Source organism: Chryseobacterium luteum, from assembly GCF_000737785.1.
Taxonomy (GTDB): domain Bacteria; phylum Bacteroidota; class Bacteroidia; order Flavobacteriales; family Weeksellaceae; genus Chryseobacterium; species Chryseobacterium luteum.
Genome location: NZ_JPRO01000014.1, coordinates 1 through 21,092, shown reverse-complemented (window position 1 = coordinate 21,092; position 21,092 = coordinate 1). Strand labels below are relative to the sequence as shown.

Genomic DNA, 21,092 nt, shown 5'->3' with positions numbered 1-21,092 from the left:
CAGCTATTTTTTTGATCTTTTCTTTTTTGGAGTTTTCACCGGTGCCGCTTCTTTCTGATCTTTTAAATCTTTGTTTACATCAGGTGTACGTGTACCCGGGTTTCCAATGACTACAAATATACTTTTTTTTATGTCTTTTTGAGAAGAGTACCTTACATCACAGACATTGCTGTTCAGGGTATAAGAGCCTTTATTGAGGATGATGAAATTCTCTCCGTGCGCAGGAACTGCCAGGTTATAGAAATCTTTTCCTTCAATTCTCAGGATGATATTGCAGTCCGAATTATTTCTGAACAGCAGTACAGCTTCTTTTCGGGTAATATCTTCATCAAACATAGCATTCAGAAGCTTTACCGTTTTGTCTTTGTGCTGGTCAGACGTTTCGGCAATGAGCTTTTTAAACTCTTCGGCATCATTAGAATTTGAATTTCTCATAAACCTGTTCGGAATGTCGGTCATTACGGGCCTGGCTTCCATAGGTTTAGCAGTCCTGGCACCTTTCGTCCATTCAGAATTCTTTAAAGCAATAAGTTTGGGTTTTAGCACCATCCTTTTAGGGTCTTCAGGATGTGCATTTCTGAGATACTCTTCAATTTCTCTGATATTTGTGGTTTTCAGGATGTCATTGTGTTTTTTCTGCGCCGAAGCCAAACCCGGGATCAGGAAAAAGAAGAGGAGGGCCGTTACATTTTTTTTCATCAGTTTGTTGTGCTATTTACTTAGCTTATCCTGAACTTTATGTAGGTTATTGTTTTTCCTTTGGCCGAGAAAAGCTCTTCATAATAAGTTTTTATGTCTCTGAGATGCTCTGTATTCGGATCATATTCAGGAGCTCCGTAAATATCATGATGGGCTGTAATGATTTCATAGCCTGCACCCTGTAAATAGCCCAGTGTATAGCCATGCAGAAATTCCGAATCTGTTTTCAGATGGATGATTCCACCCGGTTTCAGGAATCTTTTATAGCGTTCTAAAAAATCAGGATGAGTAAGTCTGTGCTTTGTACGTTTGTATTTAATCTGGGGATCCGGGAACGTGATCCATATTTCGTCAACTTCATTCGCTGCAAAAAAATGATCCACAAGTTCGATCTGTGTTCTGAGAAATGCCACATTATTCATGCTGCTTTCCACAGCTTCTTTAGCTCCAAACCAGAATCTTGCACCTTTAATATCTATTCCGATGAAGTTTTTTTCAGGGAATGTTTTGGCAAGTCCCACAGAGTATTCCCCTTTTCCACAGCCCAGCTCCAGTACGATTGGATGATCATTCTTAAAGAAATCCTTTCTCCAGTTTCCTTTAAGCGGAAAGCCGTTTAATGCATCCTCCCTTGTCGGCTGGATAACATTTGGTAAAATCTTGTTTTCAGCGAATCTTGCTAATTTATTTTTGCCCATCGAGTCATTTATAAAATCCCGCAAAAATAGCAAATTTTACATACATTACCTTGCCTTTAAGCATAAAAGACAGGTCCGGGCATATTTATAAAAGGTTTACTGTGCTGCGGAAGTTCCCAATGCTACCATAATCGCTTTTTCAATTGTCTTTTGGGAAGCATACTGTGCGCCGCAAACAAGACTTGTGAAAAGATACTGTCCCTTGGCTATAACAATCGTGCTTTCATCGTGGGCAGGAACGGCAAGCCTGTATTTAGTGGTTCCCACTCCTTCCATTCTTACAATGATATTACAGTCAGAATTATTCTTGATAAGAACTATACTTTCCTTGCTGTTCGGGTCATTATCGAACAGTGAATTTAATATTTTTACCGTTTTATTCTTGTGTTCCACGGGATTCACGGCCATCAGCATATTGAATTCTTCAGCTTCTGCATTCGGAACAGCAACATTGGCGGAGGTATTGATAACAAAAGCATTTTGGGTAGTGCTTGGGGTATAAACAACAGTAGGCTGTTTGGCAGCGAGTTCTGCCTTATACTTAGCGATCTGTTTCTGTTTGATAATGGCATTCATTTCATCAAAACTGATCTTTGTAGACGGTCTTCTTTTCAGCAGGGCAAGCATTTCCTGCATATCTTTTACTTTCTGGTCCGCAGGGTGGGCATCTTTTATGTATTGGGTCATCATCTCCATAACCCGGGGCTTTAGTACAGACCTTCTGGGATCATCAGGATGTGCATCCCTTAGAAATGCATTGATTTCATAAATATTCTTACTTTTTAAAATATTGCTGTAGTCTTTCCCTTTTTTTTGGGCAGATACATTAAAAAATAGAACAGAAACAAACAGTAAAAGTAATTTTTTCATTAACAGATATTAAGTTAAAAGCTGATGTCCTCCTTAATTTGTGTTTTGGTCGGTTAGTTATTATAATAACGAAATACCCTGGCTTTTATTTTATACACTTTATTGTGAGATAAAAATAAACATTTTTTTAAATAAAAAGGAATGTGCATCACAAATTGTTAAACAATATACATTCCTTCAATGACCCGGACGGACTTATTTTATGACTTCCTGAAGATTCGAGGTCTTAAGTCTTTTCTGGTAGATCGGCAGATATTTTTCGATAGGGATTTTTATAGCTTCAAAATTACCGGAGAGTACATAAGCTTCAATATTTTCTGAAGTATAAACAAACTGAAGGAAATTGTCAATAAGATTTTCAGGGATTTTGAATTTTGCGAAATAGTCTTTACCAAGATAATTCTTAATCTGCGTCACAGAATTATTCATTCTCTCATATGCCATATAACGCTGTTTTTTCTTACGGTCTCCCGAAAGGATATCATAGATGCTTTCTAAGCTGAAAGTAAGTCCTCCGTCCCTCAATCCGGCAACCGGAAGCTCCGGAGAGGTCCCGTCACCTTTTGGCTCAGGCAGCCCGATTACTTTTTTGATCGCCAGTCCTTTATCCTCTTTTCTTATGGAATTTACGTCATACCTCAGGTTTCCGGTAGGCTTGAATCTGCTCAGTACAATCTCCTGAATCTCGTAATACGCAATTTTTAGTTCAATTAAATTTTTCTGCTGCATCATCTGAGGAGTAAGTTTCACATCTTTTCGCTCTGTGACGATAGAAGTAAAACGGATCACATCTCCGGGAGCTGCGGGGACGGTATAAGTGCCGTTATAGTCGGTAAGTACCGTTTTCTGAGTATTCAGATTGGTTACATAAACCTGGTTGAGATACAAGATTGAATTGTCTCTTAAAAATACCTCTCCGGAGTATGTCTGTGCATTGATTTTTGCCAGAAAAATCAGCATCAAAAGGGTAATTAACTTCTTCATATAATTGGGGCAAAATTACGTAGAAATACAGCAATTTATACCTATTAAGATAGTTATTGGAGGTTAAAGTTATATTAAACTTTAACACTCAACTGTTAATGAATGTTATAAATTTTCACAAATGAAAACGGTATCATGAAATTTAAGCTGAAATCATTTCATTACTTATGTTTTACCAGCAGCCAGCTTGTGTATTTTACAGAAGTAGAAGTGCCGTATTCAGTCCATGTGATAAAATACCAGTAGGTGGCTGTTGGTACGGGCCTTCCGCCCATTCTTCCATCCCAGGTATACCGGTTGGTAGGGCTTCCTCTGAATATTTCGGCTCCGTAACGGTCAAATATTCTGAATTCCAGATTCGTATTACTCATTAAAGCGGAGTAGTTTATGTCATCATTGTGGCCGTCGCCGTTAGGAGTGATGGTATTGATCAGGTTGATGATGGCAAATGGTCTGCTTGCTTCACTACATAACTTAGAATCTCTCACAAAAACGAAATGGCTTCCTCTTGGCACGTTGTTGAAAGCATTCGAGCTCTGCCAGCTAACTCCATCCAGGGAATATTCATAAGGAGGTGTACCGCCGCTTGCTCCAACCGTTACGGTGGTTCCGTTGATTTCAATAGAAGCAATTACCGGGATAGCGGCTTCTGTAACGGTAACATACTGTTTGTAAACACAGCCATTGAATGTAAGCTCTACCCAGTAGCTTCCTGCCGGAACATTGGAAATAGAAGGTGAAGTAGCTCCCGTACTCCACAGGTACTTTTCAAATCCGGGACCGGCATCTAATTTAGTGGTGGCTTTAGGACAGATAATCTGGTCTTTCAAGAGATCAGATTTCTTAGGGACTTTAACTGTGATTTTAATAGATGCAACCTCGGGGCAGACACCATTTTTCTCAAACCGTATATAATAAGTCTGTGTCCCGGTAATATTAACTGTTGCCGCTATAGGATTGCTGTCATTCTGGGCATCCGTCAAATTTCCGTGAAAAGTATAAGTTACGTTGGGATCTGCTGTAAACTGTGGAATAAACTGTGCGAGATTAACTGCTTTTATTCCGTCAAGATCATCATCACAAATATTTGTCACCGCTGCAAGTGTTAATAAAGAAATACGCGCTCCGATACTGAACTGTAAAGGTTTCACTACGACAGCACAGCCATCGGGAGATTCAACTCTTATGTAAATGGTAGTTGTAGCCGTATAGCTCCAGTTATTAGGAAGGGTATTGGCATTTCCAGCATTGGCATCAGCAAGGGATGCGTAATACCTTACGTTGGTAAAATAACCGGGGTTATTCAGTACAATGCCTGTTATATTGGAGAGTATGACGGTCACTGTTCCGTCCATATTGTCATCACAGAAAATACCGTTATAATTATTCTGTACAATAGCCAGATTGTATAAAGAAAGGGTGATCTGGGCTATACTTTTACAGCCCTGGTTATTTTTCACCACAGCATACACTATAGTTCCGTCCGGCGCAGTATAGGCATTGGTGGAAGTGATAAGTGTCCCGGGATTTTCCGTCTGGGCATCTGCCAGGCTAGGGTAGTAGGTAATAGTTACCGGTGAATTGTTGGTTATATTGGCAGACGTAAGATTAAAGGTTCCCTGCCCGTTGATATTACAGGCATGCAATGTAGCATTCGTTACAATAAGAGAAAGAATATTGATGGTGACGGTTATTGTTTCACAGTCTGGGAAAACAGGATCATTTCCGCAGAAAGTATAGGTGAAGGTATCCGTCCCGGTAGTTCCGGGTGTATTAACGGTATAAGTAATGATTCCCGTCACAGGGTCTATCACTGCCGTTCCGAATGCAGGAGCACTTACGATAGCAACTGTAGAAGGTACAGGTGTCTGTGGAGAGCTGCTGAATGCAGGTGTAATAGTTTTTGTGCTGCAGACATTATAGGTTGATGTAGTGAGTTTTGTACAGTTCAGCACTTTATACTGGTCCGTTACCAATGGCGCACATCTTCCCATGGTCACTGAACAAGTGTAATATCCGGACTGTGCAGGAGTGATGGATGCTCCTGTAGCCCCGGGAATTAGCGTTCCATTCACAAACCATTGGTAGGTATCATAAATAACAGGGTCTACCGTAAGTACGATGCCCGGAACACAGGTTCCTCCAGACCTTAATATAACAGGCTGCGTAGGAAAACCGGCGAAAAAGCCTCCATATCCTACAGCATTACTTCCTGCCGTAATTCCTGCTGTGATGGCTTTGTCTGAAATTACAGTGATGGTTCCGGTTACATTAGGTATTCCATAGGTGACCCAGTTGTTCGTACCTGTCATATCGAATGGACCTGCTGTTGCTGGCGGAACAGCTCCGTTTACCGTGACATTAGCCCCTCTTTCTGTAATAAGGTTCAGCCTGGTAGGAATATTAAGAACTCCTGATGGGTTAGCCGTGGAATGAACAAAGTTCTCATTAATAAAACCCAGCTCATTGATCTGCTTCGGAAGATAGCAGTTCAGGGCAGGAATAAAATTGAAACCGCCCGTTGCTACCTCGCTTCCTGAAACGGAATCTCCCGCAAGAATCTGGTAAACATAGGCGTTTTTAGATGTTTTAAGATAAAGATTATAATGTCCTCCTCCCTGAAGCTTATATTTTGAATTCGGAACAATAAAATACTGTCCAGTATTTAAGGTGGTAAGCGGCGGAATTTCATCATTGACAAAGATCTGCGTATTGTCTTCTGTGGCAACGACAATGGCTCCTTCCATGTTGGACCCGACGCTGCCGTTTCCTTTTACCATGGCAAACTCAGTTCCGAGCCTTTCGACAGGAACAGCCTGATCCATTAAAATATCAGAACTTAAAGGTTCATTTCCTGCATACTGGCCGTTGAAATTTCCATTGGTGACATTTACGGGTTTATTGGCTGTGATCTTAGCGCCAATGAAACCATCCGTGTTGGCTGTACCTATACCATCTATAATGTATGACTGTCCTTTATTGAGTGTAAAAGTCATTGTGGGATTTGTAGCTCCGGTAGTTCCGTTTGAAAACTGTACTGTAGGCTTATATCCACTGACTGTAACTGTTGTGTTGTCCTCGGTTGCAAGAACGCTGGCCATAAAGTTTAAGATAGGATTACTGACCGTGATAGGAGCGTTTGCTGCATAAAAGTTCTTTCCTGTAGAAGGTATTCCCTTGGAAGTAATGATCTCTGCATGATTGAATACGGAAAACCTCAGATTGGCATAAAAAGGAAATTCTGCTTTTAAATATAATCCTTTCGTAGTAGGAGTGAAAAGATCTGTCTGAAGAGTGGTGATAATATAATTTCTTAGTACATCAAATTTCTGGGGATTATTCTTACTGATGGTTACGGTACCGATAAGTACATTGTTATTATAAATGTTTACCGGAAACGGGGTGGTCCTGTTGGTCGATAAATACAACTTCTGATACGGATTGGGACTTGCACTTCTATCCATCATGGGAGCAAACCAGTGTTCCCTGTCCAATTGGGCAAAGGTAAAGGCGAAAAAGCAAAGTATAAATAAAAAAGATAAATTTTTTTTCATTCAGCAGGAGGATTTAACACAAATTTAATAATAAAATGGATTCATGGCTTGAAAAAGTAATAAAAAAACCGCGACGTTAAAATCGCGGTTTTTTTGTTATTGATTTAAGAGTATTATTCAATGTTTTTAACTAAAATCCATCCTGTATAATGGATAGGAGTTTTTTCTTTATTGGATTCATTCCAGTTGATATGATACCAATAGGTTCCGGTTACCAGTTTTTTGTCATAATGTTTTCCGTCCCATTTGTAATTATTGAATTTGTTTCCGGTAAATATCATGTTTCCGTATCTGTCATAAATTACAAACGTAAGGTTTTCTTTATAGGCAAGCTCACTGTAATCTATATAATCATTTTTATTGTCACCGTTAGGAGTAATGGCGTTTACTAAATTAGGAACCGTTACTTCTACAGATGTAGGGTCACAATTGTAGATGTCTTTCACGTAGAAAGTATGCTGGCCTCTTGTCAGTCCTGTAAATATATTAGAATCCTGCCAGTTGCCCGGTGTATCCACAGCATATTTGTATGGAGGTTTTCCGCCGTTTACAATCACTGTAGCTGTGGTGTTGGATATTTCAATCTTGGTGATGACAGGGTCTTCCACTTTTCTTACTCTTACAACCTGTTTAAGTGAACATCCGTTTTTGCCCAGAATTACATAATATTCTCCAATACCTACATTTTGAATAGAAGATGTTGTAGCTCCTGTATTCCATAGATAAGATTCGTATCCGGGTCCTGCATCCAGGTTTGTCTGGCTGTCTACACAGATAAACTGATCAACAAGTATCGGTGATTTTTTGATAGGAAGAGGAATCAACTGAATTTTTGCATTGGCTGTACATCCTTCGCTGGTCGTCACTTTTACATAAACAAATCCGCCGGCAGATGGATAATTGTCAGGAGGAGTAATCTCATTGGTTCCTGCAATAAGATCCGCCATTGTAGGATAATATTTTTTGGTTACCGCATTATAGTCGGTAACGCTGGCTTTGGTTAGGTCAAAATAAGCATACGGATCCACATCATACTGACATGCCTGGATTACTGCATCTCTCACAACGAACGGCACTACAGTGAGTTTTAAAGTAACCTGTTCACAATCGATAAACTCAGTAGCATTACCGCAGAATTTATATACGATCTGGTCCGGACCGTAGTAGTTGGTAGTAGGAGTATAGGTGATCGTTCCGTTCGCGTTCACTACGGCTGTACCGTTTGCCGGTGGAGTTATGATAACCAGTGTTCCTGCTACAGGAGTCTGTGTTGAAGAGGTGAAGGCAGGCGTAATTACTTTCGTAGAACATGCATTCAGTGTTTGTGTAGTCAGTTTCAAACAGGTAAATACCTTATAGATAGGAGTTGTAACAGGTGGGCATGTACCCATTGTTACTTTTACCGTATAGTTTCCGGAAGCAACAGGAGAAAACGTATTGGCTGTTGCGCCCGTAATAGCTGTCCCGTTTAAGAACCACTGGTAGCCTTCATAGCTGTCGTCCACTTCAAGAACAATCCCGGGAGCACATTCTCCGGAACGTTTGGCAATTACAGGGATGGATGAGAATCCGGCAAAGTAACCACCGTACCCTACAGCTCCACTTCCTGCAGAAATTCCTGCTGTAACTGCTTTAGAGGATACAACGGTAACATTTCCTGTAATATTGGGAACAGAATAAGATACCCATGCAGTAGTTCCTGTTACAGTGAAAGGTCCTTGTGTAGCCGGAGGTGCAACTCCATTTACGGTAACTGCTGCTCCCGTTTCAGTAAGGATATTTAATTTTATATTTTTAGTTCCGCTGGAAGAAGTTTCAGGAAGTTCATTGATCAATCCGATCTCGTCGATTTTTCTCGGCAGGAAGCAGTTCAAAGGCGGGATGTAATTGAAGCCTTCTGTTGCCGTACTGTTTGGAAGACCGGCTAAAAGCTGATATACATATGCATTTTTAGAGGTTTTGATGTGCATATTGAAGTGAGAATTCCCCTGATCAATATATGGGAATACATAGGTATTGTTGGGTCCCTGGCCTACTCTCATCCATTGTCCTTCATTCAGGGTTTGGACAGGAGTGGTAGACCCGTTGAGAAATATTTCCGTGTTGTCTTCAGTTGCGATGATCAGTGCATCTTCATCTCCGTCGTTGTTGTCTCCGTTTCCTTTTACAAGCACGAATTCATTTCCTAATCGGTCTGTAGGAACTGATTGGTCCATTACAATATCAGAACCGGAGGATCCTGCGCTTGGAGGAAGGGCAAACTGACCGTTAAAGTTACCATTGGTAACCGATACGGGTTTATTGGCTTCTATTTTCGCGCCAATAAAACCTGTGGCATTGGTTCCTGTATTATCGCGTCCCTCAATGATATAAGCCTGTCCTTTGTTAAGGGTAAACGACATTGTTGGAGTCGTAGTTCCTGTACTGCCGTTTGTAAACTGCAGTCCCGGGCTATATCCTGAAACGGTAACCGTGGTATTGTCTTCAGTAGCCATAACACCGGCCGTAAAATTTAAATAGATAATACTTTCACCGGTCATCGGGGCAGAAGCAGCGTAGAATTTTTTTCCAATCCCTGCTTTCCCCTTGGAAGTTAATATTTCCCCGTGGCTGGTAACACTGAATCTGAAATTAACATAATATGGCTTTAGTCCTTTAGTATAGATTCCTTTACCGATTGGTGTAAACATTTCGGCCGGAGTAGAAGTGATCATTGTCGCTGTAGTAATGTTAAATACTTTTGGATCACCCTTCATGATGGTTACTGTCCCAAGCAATGCACCGTTACTGTATATTTCTACAGGAAATGGGGTTACAGAATCTGTAGAGAAATATAAGGCCTGTTTAGGACTGTTCAGCGCGCTGGGCTTAGCTGCCATAGGGGCAAACCAATGCTCCGTATCTCTTTGTGCAAAGAGTGTATTAACTGATAAAAGAAATAATACCAAGCTGAGTAGAAATCTTTTCATGTTTGTGGAATTAGGATTTCTACAAATTTAAAATAATATTTGAAAAAGTATTAATAAATATAACAAAAGTTAGAAATTAATCACGATTTTTAATTAAAAGCCATCCGGAATGTGAAACTGGTAATTTGGTGTCAGGCTCTGTCCATGTGATAACATACCAATAGGTACCCGTAGGAAGATTTCTTCCGTTTGCCTTTCCGTCCCATATATAATTCTTGTCGGACGATTGGTAAACAGAGAAGCCATAGCGGTCGGCAACCTCTATTTTTACATTCTGCTTGATCCTTAAATCTGAATAATTGAGAACATCATTAAGACCGTCGCCGTTCGGTGTGATGGCATTAACAAGATTCAGGATCAAAAATTCTTTGGTAACAGGCATACATCCGTCTGAACCCAGCACATATACCTTATGCATCCCTCTTGAAAGCCCGATGAAAACATGAGAAGACTGATAATTAAATCCATCCAGTGAATACTGATAGGGAGGGGTTCCGCCGGTTACATACACTGTCGCTGTAGAACCCGATGTGTCAATTCTGGTAATAGCAGGAGCCTGAGCCGTTGTTACACTTACGGTCTGGCGGTATACACATCCGTTAGATCCAAGGTCTACATAATAATTTCCCGCCCCTACTGTGATGCTCTGCGTTGTAGCACCATTGCTCCAAAGGTAAGATGAGAATCCCGGTCCTGCATCCAGTATTACTTTTTCATCTGAGCAGACAACCTGATTGTGGAGCCTTTCAGATCGTTTAGGCGTTTTCAAAGTAAGCTTAAGGATTCCGGTATTGGGACATCCTGTGCTGCTTTGAAATCTTACATAATAAGTGTGTACTGAAGTGATATTCTGTGCAGGAGAAATAGGATTGGTTCCCGCCTGAGCATCGGCCAGGGAAGTATGAAATGACAGGATTACCGTTGGATCTGCCGTAAATAAATTTTTATAATCGTTAAGACTGGATGATTCAGATCCGCTGAGGTCATTGTCGCAAACATCTGCTGTAACAGAATTTGTTATTAAAGTGATTTTATTTCCGATCGTAAAGTTGATCTGTCCAAATGCCGGAGGACAGTCACCAACGTTGGATGAAACTCTTACATAAACAGTTGTATTCGTATTATAGGTCCAGTTGGCTGGAAGCGTATTGTTGTTTCCCGCAGTCGCATCCGCCTGGACAAGATAATATTTCACAGTGAAGCTGGCAGGGTTGCTTACTATCTGCGGTGTCACAGTACCAAAGTTTACACTTATGATTCCGTCAAAATTGTCATCACAAAAGCTTGCATTAAAATTACCGGTATTCACATTGGGTGAAGAATTCAGCGTTAATGTAATCTGCGTAGGTTTAGAACATCCGGATGCCGAAGTCACATTAGCATAGATCGTTCCTGCAGGGCCTGAATAGGAGGTAGGAGTTGTAATCTGTCCCGTTAAATTAGCATTGGTGTAATAAGTTGCCGTAGTGCCCGGATCCGGACTTAAAACAGCAGCAGTAAGGTCAAATGTTCCGTTTCCGCCGGCATTGGCGCAGGAAGATAAAGCTGCATTTTGGGTTTGAAGAACATCAATGTTCACCACTACTTTGAAATATTCAAAATCAGCAGGATTCCCATTTCCATCAATATAATAGATGAAGGAATCTGTCGTATCAGTCGTAAGACCTGTATTGGGAACATATGTAATCTGTCCTGTGGCAGGATTTACTGTGGCTGTACCATTGGTTGCCTGGGAAATAATGCTTGTGTGTGAAGGGACAATCGTCTGTGTAGAATTTGTGAAAACCGGAGTAATCACTTTTGTATTACACGATCCGATGTTGTAGGTTGTTGTAGATATCGGCGGGCATAAGGTATATTGATATTCAGAGGTAAGTCTGGACTCACAGTTATTTTTCGTGATATAGCAGGTATAAGTTCCGGCACCGTATAATTCCGGGTTGATAAAATAAGAAGTCGCCCCGGGAATTGCCACTCCATTAAAATACCATTGATACGCATCATAGCTGTTATCTACTTCAAGACGGATTCCAGCATAGCAATCCCCTGTTTTTGTGATGGCAGGAACGGAAGAGAATCCTGCAAAATAGCCTCCATAACCTACAGATCCGTTTCCGGCTGCTATTCCGGCTGTCACAGGTTTTGTAGAATTCACGGTAATATTTCCTGAAACATTCATCACGGAATAAGTGACCCAGCCAGGGTTTCCGGTTACTGTGAAAGGACCGTTGGCTGCAGCGATGGGATTCCCGTTCAGCGTTACAGATGCACCAGTTTGCGTGATGATATTAAGTTTAGTATCATAATAGGTTGTTCCGATTTTATTAATAAATCCAATTTCATTGATCTCGTTAGGTAAAAAACAGCTTAACGGTGGTATGAAATTCATTCCACCTGTCTGATAAACCGTATTTCCGGAAGTTCCGGCCAGAAGCTGATACACATAGACATTCTTGCTGGCAGAGATGCTCATATTATAATTTCCGTTACCCTGATTGATATAGCTTGTGCCTTCTATAAGATAATATCCTCCGGCATTGAGGCTAACACCCGGTACAGGATTTCCGTTGACAATAAGGGTGGTATTATTCTCTGTTGCAATCACTAAGGCCTTTTCCATCCCTGAGCTCGCAGGTCCGTTTCCTTTTACCATGACGAAATCTTTTCCTAATCTGTCCACAGGAATTGCCTGGTCCATAAGGATGTCTACATTACTGTTGTTCTGAGTGGTATAGAGACCGTTGAAGTTTCCGTTCGTTACCGATATTGGTTTGTCTGCAACAAGTTTTGCGCCCAGTAATCCTTTTCTGTTACTCAATCCTCCCATGTCACTTATTACATCTAAGATATAGGATTTTCCCTTATTGATGGTGAATGTTCTGGTTGGCATTACACTGCCGTCGGAGAAAACAACGTCAGGATTATATCCAGATAAAGTTACAGTAGTATTGTCTTCAGTAGCGGTTACTCCCACAGTGGAGTTTACATAATCTTTTGGATAGGTAGTGGGGGCTGTTCCTATGAAGAACGTTTTCCCGATTCCGGCCAGCCCTTTCGAGGTAATAATTTCAGCCTGGTTGGGTACTGAAAACCTGAAATTGGCAAAGAATTTTTTGGATCCTTTTGCATGCAGGCCCATGTTGTTCTGGGTAAACAGGCTGTTCACGGTGGAAGCAATCATATAATTGACTGGAACGTTTAGCTGTACAGGATTTCCTTTGCTCACCTGTACGGTAGAAAATACAGTGTTATTATTGGAAACCTGTACCGAAAATGGGATGGTCTCATTGGTAGACAGGTATAAATAGCATTGCGGCGCACCCTGGAGAGAGCTTGCGGACATAGGAGCAAACCAGTGCTCGGTATCCAATTGTGCATTGACGAATAAACAAAGAAAAGTGCAGACAGCCAGTAGAAATTTTTTCATGCATTATTATAAAGGGGCCGCAAATTTAAACATTAATAATCAAAATTTTACATTAAATATTTCCCGTATTGCTGTTTGTGGTCATATTGATGAATATTTAAAATTGGCTTCATATTGGGTTAACAGTCCGCATTGTCCCATAAAAAAATCCCGGTGAATTTCACCGGGATCAGTATTTTCTTTGAAAGATGATTAAGCCAGGCTTACTCTTACAAATCCTGTTACTTTAAGGTCTCCGTTTACCGATTTTACATAGTCCGCAACAGAAATACTTCCGTCTTTAATGAAAGACTGGTGTACCAATGTATTGTCTTTGTAGAACTTCTGCATTTTACCTTTAAGGATATTGTCGATAATGTTCTCCGGCTTACCTTCTTTTACAAGAAGTTCTCTTTCGATTTCTAATTCTTTATCGATAGTTTCCTGAGAAACTCTGGTTTCATCCAAAGCGATAGGGTTCATGGCAGCAACCTGCATAGAAACAGATTTAGCAGCTTCGTCAGCTCCGTCTACTTTAGCAGAAAGCGCAGTGATAGCAGCAATTTTGTTTCCAGCGTGGATGTAAGCACCCAAGAATGGTCCTTCGATTCTTTCGAAAGCTCCGATCTCGATCTTCTCACCAATAACTCCTGTTTGCTCAATTAATTTTTCAGCAACAGTCATTCCGTGGAAATCTGTAGCTAAAAGCTCTTCTTTAGTAGCCGCGAAGATTGCCATTTCAGCAAATTCGTAAGCCAGCTCGATGAAAGCTTCATTTTTTGCAACGAAGTCAGTTTCGCAGTTTAAAGAGATTACCACACCTAAAGTGTTGTCCTCGTTTACTCTAGCGATTACCGCACCTTCGGAAGAGTCTCTGTCAGCTCTGTTAGCAGCAACTTTCTGTCCTTTTTTTCTAAGGATATCTACCGCTTTTTCGAAGTCTCCTTCTGCTTCAACTAGAGCTTTCTTGCAGTCCATCATACCTGCACCTGTTTGGTTTCTTAATTTCGCTACGTCTGCAGCAACTGGTGTATAAGACATAATATCTATTATTTTTTTATTTAAGATTAGTATTAATTTTTAGCTTAATTTTAAAGCAGTGCAAAGATAATGATTTTAATGATAAACTAAAAAATGACTTTTCACGTTATTGATATATTTAATACTATTTTAAAGACCTGATTAATGAAAAAAATCTTTCTACTTATATTTCTATGCATTTTTACCCTAGGTTTCTCCCAAAAAAAGAAGAAACCGAAATCCAAGGCTGTAGTAGAAAAAGAAACGGTAATCATCTATACAGAGCAGGATGCCGAAGCTTCTAAAGAGGCCAGGGTGATTGCCGGCTTCCTGAAACAAAACCCCGGGCACGCCAAAACGGATTATTTTAAAAGAAAACTTATTGATATGATTATGGCTGACAATTCCCCTGAAGCCAAACCTACCATTAAACCGATCAGTAAAGAAAAAATTGAAAGAATTGTTCAAAACAATGAACTGAACAATCGTAAAGTGATCTCCACCAATAAAGCATCTGTTGAAAATAATACAAAAAAAACAGATAAAGTGAATGATGCTATCAATGCTTTAAAGGAAGAAAGACTGGCAAGTTATGCTTCGGTAAGTTCAGCCAAAACTGCTGGTGTTGCCAAATCAGGACCCAGTGAATCTAATAAAAAAACGGCAGCAATGCTTACTCATCTTTTTAATAATGACCTGAATAAAAATGAAGCTTATATCAATATCAAAAACAGGTCAAGCTGTAACCTGATCATAAAAATAAGCGGAAAAAAATATTATAATTTGACGGTTCCGGCGAAAGGACAGAATTTTATTCTGATAGATAAAGGAGAATATGTCCTCACTACAATGGTGTGTGATGCCAAATATTCTTCGATAAAGAAGGTCACTCAGGATATTGAAATTGCCCTCAATGTAGCTGAATAATAAATGAGGAGGAACTGAATTAATCTGAATTCGGATAAAGAGTAAAAATAAAATTGGTTCACATATTTTCTTTTCCCGGATTCAGCCTAAACTATAAACAAAAACGGTTAAGAAAATTTCTTAACCGTTTTTGTTTTTTTTATCCTTTATATTGACCCATGGCAATGAATTTCTCCTGCCTTTGGGTTTCAAGTTCCTGTCCTGAGAATTTTGAAAAAGCTTTGATATTCTGTAAAATCGAATGTTTCAGATTCAGATAAGCTGTTTCCGGATCATATTGAGCCCCTCCAAGCGGTTCTTCAATAATACCGTCAATGAATTTTTCTCTTAAGGCATCTTTTGGGGTAAGATTTAATGCATTGGCTGCATCTTCTTTGTGATCCCAGTTTCTCCATAAGATAGAAGAACAGCTTTCCGGAGCAATTACTGTATACCAAGTGTTTTCAAGCATGTATACTTTGTTTCCTACACCTATTCCCAAAGCTCCGCCACTAGCTCCTTCACCGATAATATAAGTGAAAATCGGAGTTTTAAGCTGCACCATTTCGAAAATGTTTCTGGCAATTGCTTCACCCTGTCCTCTTTCTTCAGCTTCCAATCCAGGATAAGCTCCCGGTGTATCTACTAAAGTCACCACAGGGATTTTGAATTTTTCAGCAAGCTTCATCAGTCGTAAAGCTTTTCTGTATCCTTCAGGATTCGGCATTCCGAATCTTCTGTACTGTCTTTCTTTGGTGGTTCTCCCTTTCTGGGTACCTATGATCATTACTTTCTGACCATCCAATGTCGCTAAACCGCCAATCATTGCAGGGTCGTCCGCGAAATTTCTGTCACCGTGAAGTTCCAGAAAACTTCCCTTATCTACCATTCCTTTGATATAATCAATTGTATAAGGACGATCGGGATGACGGGATAGTTGTACTCTCTGCCAAGGGGTGAGGTTTTGGTAGATTTCTTTTTTCTTTTCCAAAATCTTATCCTCAATCTGGCTGCATGCTAATTTTACATCAACACCACTTTCTTCTCCTACTAAAGAACAGGTCTGAAGTTGATCCATCAGATCTTTTATAGGAAGTTCGAAACTTAAATATTCCATTTCTTGAAGTAAATTAAATCTTTCAAATTTATGAAAAATTATGAAAAACTATTTAAAATTATTGATAGCATTGTTTATTCGGGAGATACTTTCCTCTTTTCCAATCAGTTCCATGATATCCGGAACATCCGGGCCTTTCAGCTCTCCCACTAAAGATAAACGGAGTGGCATCATCACTTTTCCCATCCCCAGGCCTTTGTTTTCCGCGAAATCGTGGACTGTATGCTTCAGGATTTCTGAGGTGAATTCAGTGTTGGTAAGATTTTCTGCTAATTCGCCTAAAACGGCAGAAGTTTCTTCATTCCAGGCTTTTTTACCTGCTTTCTCATCATAAGAAACCGGAGCTTCAAAGAAAAATTTTCCGTTTTCGTAAATATCTTTCGGGAAGATAGCTCTTTCTTTCATCAAACCGATGATCTTTATCAGTTTTTCATCGGAAACACCGGAAAAGTCAAGATCTGTATTCTTTAACATCTGAAGAAGTTCATCGTCAGACGTCATCTGGATATACTGATGGTTGAACCATTCTGATTTTTCCTTGCTGAATCTGGCACCTGCTTTATGTACTTTATGAAGATCGAATTCTTTACCCATTTCTTCCAGTGACAGGATTTCTTTATCATTTGCAGGAGTCCAGCCTAACAGGGCAACCATATTGATGAATGCATCAGGAAGATATCCGTTTTCTCTGTATCCTTTAGAAACAGCTCCTGTTGAAGGATCTTTGAAATCCAGCGGGAATACAGGGAATCCAAATTTATCACCATCTCTTTTGCTTAGCTTTCCGGAAAGTCCTTTCTTTAAAAACTGTTTTACAGAAGCCGTTAATGGATTATCTTTATCATTTTCGCCCAGCATTGATTTAAATCTCGGGCTTTTTACTTCTGCAAAGAATGACTTAATCAGCGCTGACGATTCATCAAGAGAAAACTGGCTGTTTTTCAGGATAAATTCTTCTGCAAAAGATTTTGTGATGCTGTCAATATTATCTTTATTAATTAAAGTTGATATATCAGGCTTTAATATCAGAGAAAGATGGGCGAACTGAGGTGCTTCCCAGCCCATAGCTTCGTATAATAAAGTGTGAAGGCCTAAGGACGGCAGCCATTCTTCGCCACGGATCACATGGGAAATTTCCATTTCGTGGTCATCGATGATGTTGGCGAAATGATAAGTCGGCATTCCGTCGTTCTTTACAAGAACTTTATCGTCCAGTGTATTGGTATTCACGGAAGAATTTCCGCGGATGATATCCTGAAGGTTTAATGTTCTGTCAACCGGCATTTTGAATCTCACCACGTAAGGTGTTTTTTCATCCAGTAATTGCTGAACTTCCTCTTCAGAAAGTGCAATGCTGTTTCTCAGCCTGTTTCTGGTTTTGTTGTCATAAGAGAAAACATTTCCTTCCGCTTCAAACTCAGCACGGATCGCATCCAGTTCTTCAGGGGTGTCAAAAGCGATGTAGGCATAATCTGTTTTCAGGATCTGCTCCGTATATCTGTCGTAGATGTCCCTTCTTTCAGACTGTCTGTAAGGTGCAAATTTCCCTCCTTTCTTAGGACTTTCATCTGGAATGATTCCGCACCATTCTAAAGCTTCTTCGATATAGTCTTCAGCTCCTTCTACATATCTCGCCGTATCTGTATCTTCTATTCGAAGTACAAATTCACCACCCTGGTTTTTGGCAAAAAGATAATCATATAATGCGGTTCTTACGCCTCCCAAATGCAAAGGTCCGGTAGGACTTGGAGCAAAACGAACTCTTACTTTCTCCATTTCAATAAAAATTTTGGTGCAAATTTACTTAAAATTAAGCGAGTTCGTGTTAAGAAAATAAGATTAAAGGGCCGGAAGCTGGAAGAGGGAAGGGAGGAAGTTATTATTGGGTGAATAATTTCTTACAGTTATTGTAAAATTCGATTAAATAAGTTTAAGAAAATTAATAAAATAGTGTCATTATTCTTTAGAGGCCTCAATACCTTCAATCTTTCAATCTTTCAATCTTTTATTTATTTTTAAGCATCAGCAGCTTGAAGAATAGAACAGGATTTTTGTACTTAATTCTGTACTTTTCTTTTTTCCATTCTGTTTGCAGTTTTTCTTTTTCAGATTCTGAAACCGTTTCAGATAAAAGGATTTCGTATTTGAAATGGATAAGCTTAAGCCTGTATTTTTTATAAAGCTCCTGATCTGCTTTTATGTAATCAATATATTTATGAGTCACTTTTTCATAAGAATCTTTCATCAGTTTCCAGTTTCTCGAAAGGCTGGTGGAAAGGATTCTGTAATAAAATAATTTCTTGTCGAGAAACCCAATTTTATAGCCTTTGGAGGTAAGCCTCAGATTCATATCCCAGTCTTCGGTATTGATGTTTTCATCAAACGGATATTTCACCAGAAGTTCTCTTTTTACAAATGTTCCTACATTGGCCGTTTTGTTTTCCGAAACATTTTCATGGAAAAAATTGTCAAGACCTTCTATGATCTGTTTTTTCTCTTTCGGAGTATAGGCATCTGTCATTTTCTCTTCCGACTGGTAATATTTATAGCCGTCCGAAAGGATAAAGTCTACCGGATTTTTCCCTATGTATGATACTTTTTCTGAAAGATGGTCTTCCGTAAACCAGTCGTCTCCCGAAAGTATGGAAATGTATTCTCCCGAAGCATGCGAGACTGCAATGTTAATGTTTTTGGCCACACCGAAGCTTTCGGTGTTTCTGATCATCTTATAATGCTTATCAAACTTGGAAAGGGACTGTTCTGCATTTTCAAATGTCCTGTCATTTGAGGCATTATCCAAAAGAATAATTTCGTAATTGGGATAGGTCTGCGAAATGGCGGACAAGCATGCCTGCTCAATGAACTTTTCATGGTTCATAGTGATGATGATAAGGCTTACAAGCGGCGGATTATTCATTGTTTAAAGATACTGATTTTAGATAGGATGAGTTTAATTACCGTAAATGGTAAAATATTTTGTCTTCTTGATTGCTTTTTTTTGTTTCATAAGTTCAAGCGTTATTGAACTGACAAAGAAGCCGTCTTTATAGTAATGCAGGAGATTATTATCTACTGCTATTGTGTTTGTTTTTATTTTTTGAAGATCAGATTTCCAGCTCGGATATTCAATATCCATTTCCCATGATGCACGATTTAAAAAACTTGCGTTAATAATATCCAGAAGCGGAGAGGCGGGTAAGAATATAACATCTTTATGTATTTTATGTATCTGCTGTGCCTCCAGGATATAGGAATATTCTTTTTCCGAAACCAACAGCCCTGAAACTGCCGGAACGTTTTTAATAAAAACATGTTTAGAGGTAAGACTTTCGGAATGATAAGGATACTTATCCCTATATATTGAAAAAACGGTTAATATAATTCCCCATAAAAGCATGAAAAATCTGTCTTGGTTTTCTATGAACTTATAAAGAAGAATTAAAATAAAAAAAGCAGGTGTATTATATCCCCAGGATATGGAAGAGCACCACCCGAGAAACAGCAATAAAAATATAAATTTATTTTGCCGTTCATACTTTAGAAATAAGATAAATAAGATGACATACAAAACATAAGTTCCCTTGAACTGTCCGTCATTAAAAAAAGGATATATGATAAAGACAGGCAATACAGCCACCAATGCTATTTCAAATACTTTCCTGTTAATGTTTATAAAATAGATCAGTACCAATGAAATGATATAAAGTATGGTGTGAAATTTTTTTTCAAAAGAAAAGTAAGGAGCTATACAACCCTCATAAATATAAGATGGCGATGCAGGTTGTAAAACCTGTTCTATAAATAAGTTGAAATTTTCAATAATCCGATACTGAAACAGTACTGCAATGAAGAATAAAAAAGAAGGAATGAAGAGGTACAGATCTTTTTTTGTGATCACAAATTTTTTAAACAGATCAATCAGAATAATCACTCCAGCCCCCAGTCCGAAAATAACAAACGATTGCTTGGTAAGTGAGGCAAATACAATAAAAAGAAGTGAACTCAGATACCATTTTTTTTTATAAAACAGCAAAGCAAGCACAGCAAAGAAAACTCCATCTATAGTATGCCAGGGCATGATAGGGAAAGTATGGAGAAAACATAATACCAGAAATACGGTAGTCTGTAGGTCCTTCCTGTTAAAGATAAGCTTCTGTATGACATAACAGATGATAAAGCTTTCTACAATAACAAGGATTCTGGAAATTAGAATTAAATAATCAGACTGCAACGGAATCAACTTGAGCAGGTAATCCCAAAAAATAACCCCAAAAAATGGACGGATAAAATCGTAGTCTTTATAGATAATCTGCCCTGTTTTTAATCTTTCCACTGCTGATAACTGAAATCCCAAATCAGCCTGATTGATAGAATAAACACTTATGAAAGCAAAATATAGACCTGATAAAAATAATATTCCGTAGGAGAAAATCTTTTTTTCATTATAAAGGGGTATCGAATCCATATTTGTCATATAATTCCTGCCTGCAATAAGTACATTTTTTATTTCTTTCATGAATTCAGTTTAAAAACAGTGTTCACCCAATGGTCAAGAGTATACTTATAATAAACATCTTCCAGGAGTTTTTCGTATGGCTTGCTGAAAAAATCTTTTTTCAGATTGCGGAAATTCTTATCCAGGACCAAGATATTGTTGGGATTATAAAAATCATACGTCTTGATCGTCGGATTATCCGTAATGATTTTCTTTTCCAGGGCCATTGCTTCAAATATCCTGAAGCTGAGTCCCGTCTGGTCAGCACGCATCAGGTCAAGGATCACTTTGGTATTCTTATAATAGCCAGGGAGTGCGTGATGAGGTATTTTTTTTCTTCCGAATTTTAAAATATCAATATTCTTCTTATCAAT

General features: G+C 39.2%; 14 protein-coding genes. 1 reads left to right on the top strand and 13 read right to left on the bottom strand.

Annotation, left to right across the window (positions count from 1 at the left end; genetic code table 11):
• Positions 1–3: 3 nt before the first annotated feature.
• From IX38_RS22005 to tsf, 8 genes are all read right to left on the bottom strand, one after another.
• Entirely contained in the window at positions 4–699 is a 696-nt protein-coding gene (locus IX38_RS22005) for a DUF6759 domain-containing protein (RefSeq protein WP_051884762.1), read from the bottom strand.
• A 20-nt stretch (positions 700–719) separates the two neighbouring features.
• Positions 720–1,397: a tRNA (guanosine(46)-N7)-methyltransferase TrmB gene (gene trmB, locus IX38_RS14150; protein WP_034706084.1), complete on the bottom strand. Its 678-nt coding sequence runs from the start codon at positions 1,395–1,397 to the stop codon at positions 720–722.
• Between the two features lie 96 nt (positions 1,398–1,493).
• The gene (locus tag IX38_RS14145) at positions 1,494–2,267 is read right to left on the bottom strand and encodes a DUF6759 domain-containing protein (RefSeq protein ID WP_034706082.1); all 774 of its coding nucleotides are present in this window, start codon (positions 2,265–2,267) and stop codon (positions 1,494–1,496) included.
• A 195-nt stretch (positions 2,268–2,462) separates the two neighbouring features.
• Complete coding sequence (locus IX38_RS14140; RefSeq protein ID WP_051884761.1) at positions 2,463–3,251, bottom strand: hypothetical protein; 789 nt, start codon at positions 3,249–3,251, stop codon at positions 2,463–2,465.
• Positions 3,252–3,412: 161 nt separating this feature from the next.
• Positions 3,413–6,805: a T9SS type B sorting domain-containing protein gene (locus tag IX38_RS14135; RefSeq protein ID WP_034706077.1), complete on the bottom strand. Its 3,393-nt coding sequence runs from the start codon at positions 6,803–6,805 to the stop codon at positions 3,413–3,415.
• 113 nt (positions 6,806–6,918) lie between these two features.
• Entirely contained in the window at positions 6,919–9,774 is a 2,856-nt protein-coding gene (locus IX38_RS14130; protein WP_034706076.1) for a T9SS type B sorting domain-containing protein, read from the bottom strand.
• 76 nt (positions 9,775–9,850) lie between these two features.
• Complete coding sequence (locus IX38_RS14125; protein ID WP_034706075.1) at positions 9,851–13,201, bottom strand: T9SS type B sorting domain-containing protein; 3,351 nt, start codon at positions 13,199–13,201, stop codon at positions 9,851–9,853.
• Between the two features lie 192 nt (positions 13,202–13,393).
• On the bottom strand, positions 13,394–14,221 hold the full coding sequence (tsf, locus tag IX38_RS14120) for a translation elongation factor Ts (protein ID WP_034706073.1): 828 nt from the start codon (positions 14,219–14,221) through the stop codon (positions 13,394–13,396).
• 144 nt (positions 14,222–14,365) lie between these two features.
• Here tsf and IX38_RS14115 point away from each other — a divergent pair, with 144 nt between their 5' ends.
• Entirely contained in the window at positions 14,366–15,127 is a 762-nt protein-coding gene (locus IX38_RS14115) for a DUF6759 domain-containing protein (RefSeq protein WP_034706071.1), read from the top strand.
• A 139-nt stretch (positions 15,128–15,266) separates the two neighbouring features.
• Here IX38_RS14115 and IX38_RS14110 read toward each other — a convergent pair whose 3' ends face one another.
• The 5 genes from IX38_RS14110 to IX38_RS23040 form a co-directional block, all read right to left on the bottom strand.
• Entirely contained in the window at positions 15,267–16,223 is a 957-nt protein-coding gene (locus IX38_RS14110) for an acetyl-CoA carboxylase carboxyltransferase subunit alpha (RefSeq protein WP_034706069.1), read from the bottom strand.
• 48 nt (positions 16,224–16,271) lie between these two features.
• Positions 16,272–17,999, bottom strand: a complete 1,728-nt coding sequence (gene gltX, locus IX38_RS14105; RefSeq protein WP_034706067.1) for a glutamate--tRNA ligase — start codon at positions 17,997–17,999, stop codon at positions 16,272–16,274.
• 229 nt (positions 18,000–18,228) lie between these two features.
• On the bottom strand, positions 18,229–19,140 hold the full coding sequence (locus IX38_RS14100) for a glycosyltransferase family 2 protein (RefSeq protein ID WP_034706065.1): 912 nt from the start codon (positions 19,138–19,140) through the stop codon (positions 18,229–18,231).
• Between the two features lie 33 nt (positions 19,141–19,173).
• Positions 19,174–20,739 (bottom strand): hypothetical protein, encoded by a 1,566-nt coding sequence (locus IX38_RS14095; RefSeq protein WP_034706063.1) that lies wholly within the window; start codon positions 20,737–20,739, stop codon positions 19,174–19,176.
• The coding region (locus IX38_RS23040) for a glycosyltransferase family protein (protein ID WP_034706061.1) at positions 20,736–21,092 on the bottom strand (357 nt) is incomplete at its 5' end. The genes IX38_RS23040 and IX38_RS14095, both read right to left, overlap by 4 nt.

Coding starts and splice junctions, on each gene's coding strand:
- IX38_RS22005 (WP_051884762.1), bottom strand. CDS start 699: ATGAAAAAAAATGTAACGGCCCTCCTCTTCTTTTTCCTGATCCCGGGT.
- trmB (WP_034706084.1), bottom strand. CDS start 1,397: ATGGGCAAAAATAAATTAGCAAGATTCGCTGAAAACAAGATTTTACCA.
- IX38_RS14145 (WP_034706082.1), bottom strand. CDS start 2,267: ATGAAAAAATTACTTTTACTGTTTGTTTCTGTTCTATTTTTTAATGTA.
- IX38_RS14140 (WP_051884761.1), bottom strand. CDS start 3,251: ATGAAGAAGTTAATTACCCTTTTGATGCTGATTTTTCTGGCAAAAATC.
- IX38_RS14135 (WP_034706077.1), bottom strand. CDS start 6,805: ATGAAAAAAAATTTATCTTTTTTATTTATACTTTGCTTTTTCGCCTTT.
- IX38_RS14130 (WP_034706076.1), bottom strand. CDS start 9,774: ATGAAAAGATTTCTACTCAGCTTGGTATTATTTCTTTTATCAGTTAAT.
- IX38_RS14125 (WP_034706075.1), bottom strand. CDS start 13,201: ATGAAAAAATTTCTACTGGCTGTCTGCACTTTTCTTTGTTTATTCGTC.
- tsf (WP_034706073.1), bottom strand. CDS start 14,221: ATGTCTTATACACCAGTTGCTGCAGACGTAGCGAAATTAAGAAACCAA.
- IX38_RS14115 (WP_034706071.1), top strand. CDS start 14,366: ATGAAAAAAATCTTTCTACTTATATTTCTATGCATTTTTACCCTAGGT.
- IX38_RS14110 (WP_034706069.1), bottom strand. CDS start 16,223: ATGGAATATTTAAGTTTCGAACTTCCTATAAAAGATCTGATGGATCAA.
- gltX (WP_034706067.1), bottom strand. CDS start 17,999: ATGGAGAAAGTAAGAGTTCGTTTTGCTCCAAGTCCTACCGGACCTTTG.
- IX38_RS14100 (WP_034706065.1), bottom strand. CDS start 19,140: ATGAATAATCCGCCGCTTGTAAGCCTTATCATCATCACTATGAACCAT.
- IX38_RS14095 (WP_034706063.1), bottom strand. CDS start 20,739: ATGAAAGAAATAAAAAATGTACTTATTGCAGGCAGGAATTATATGACA.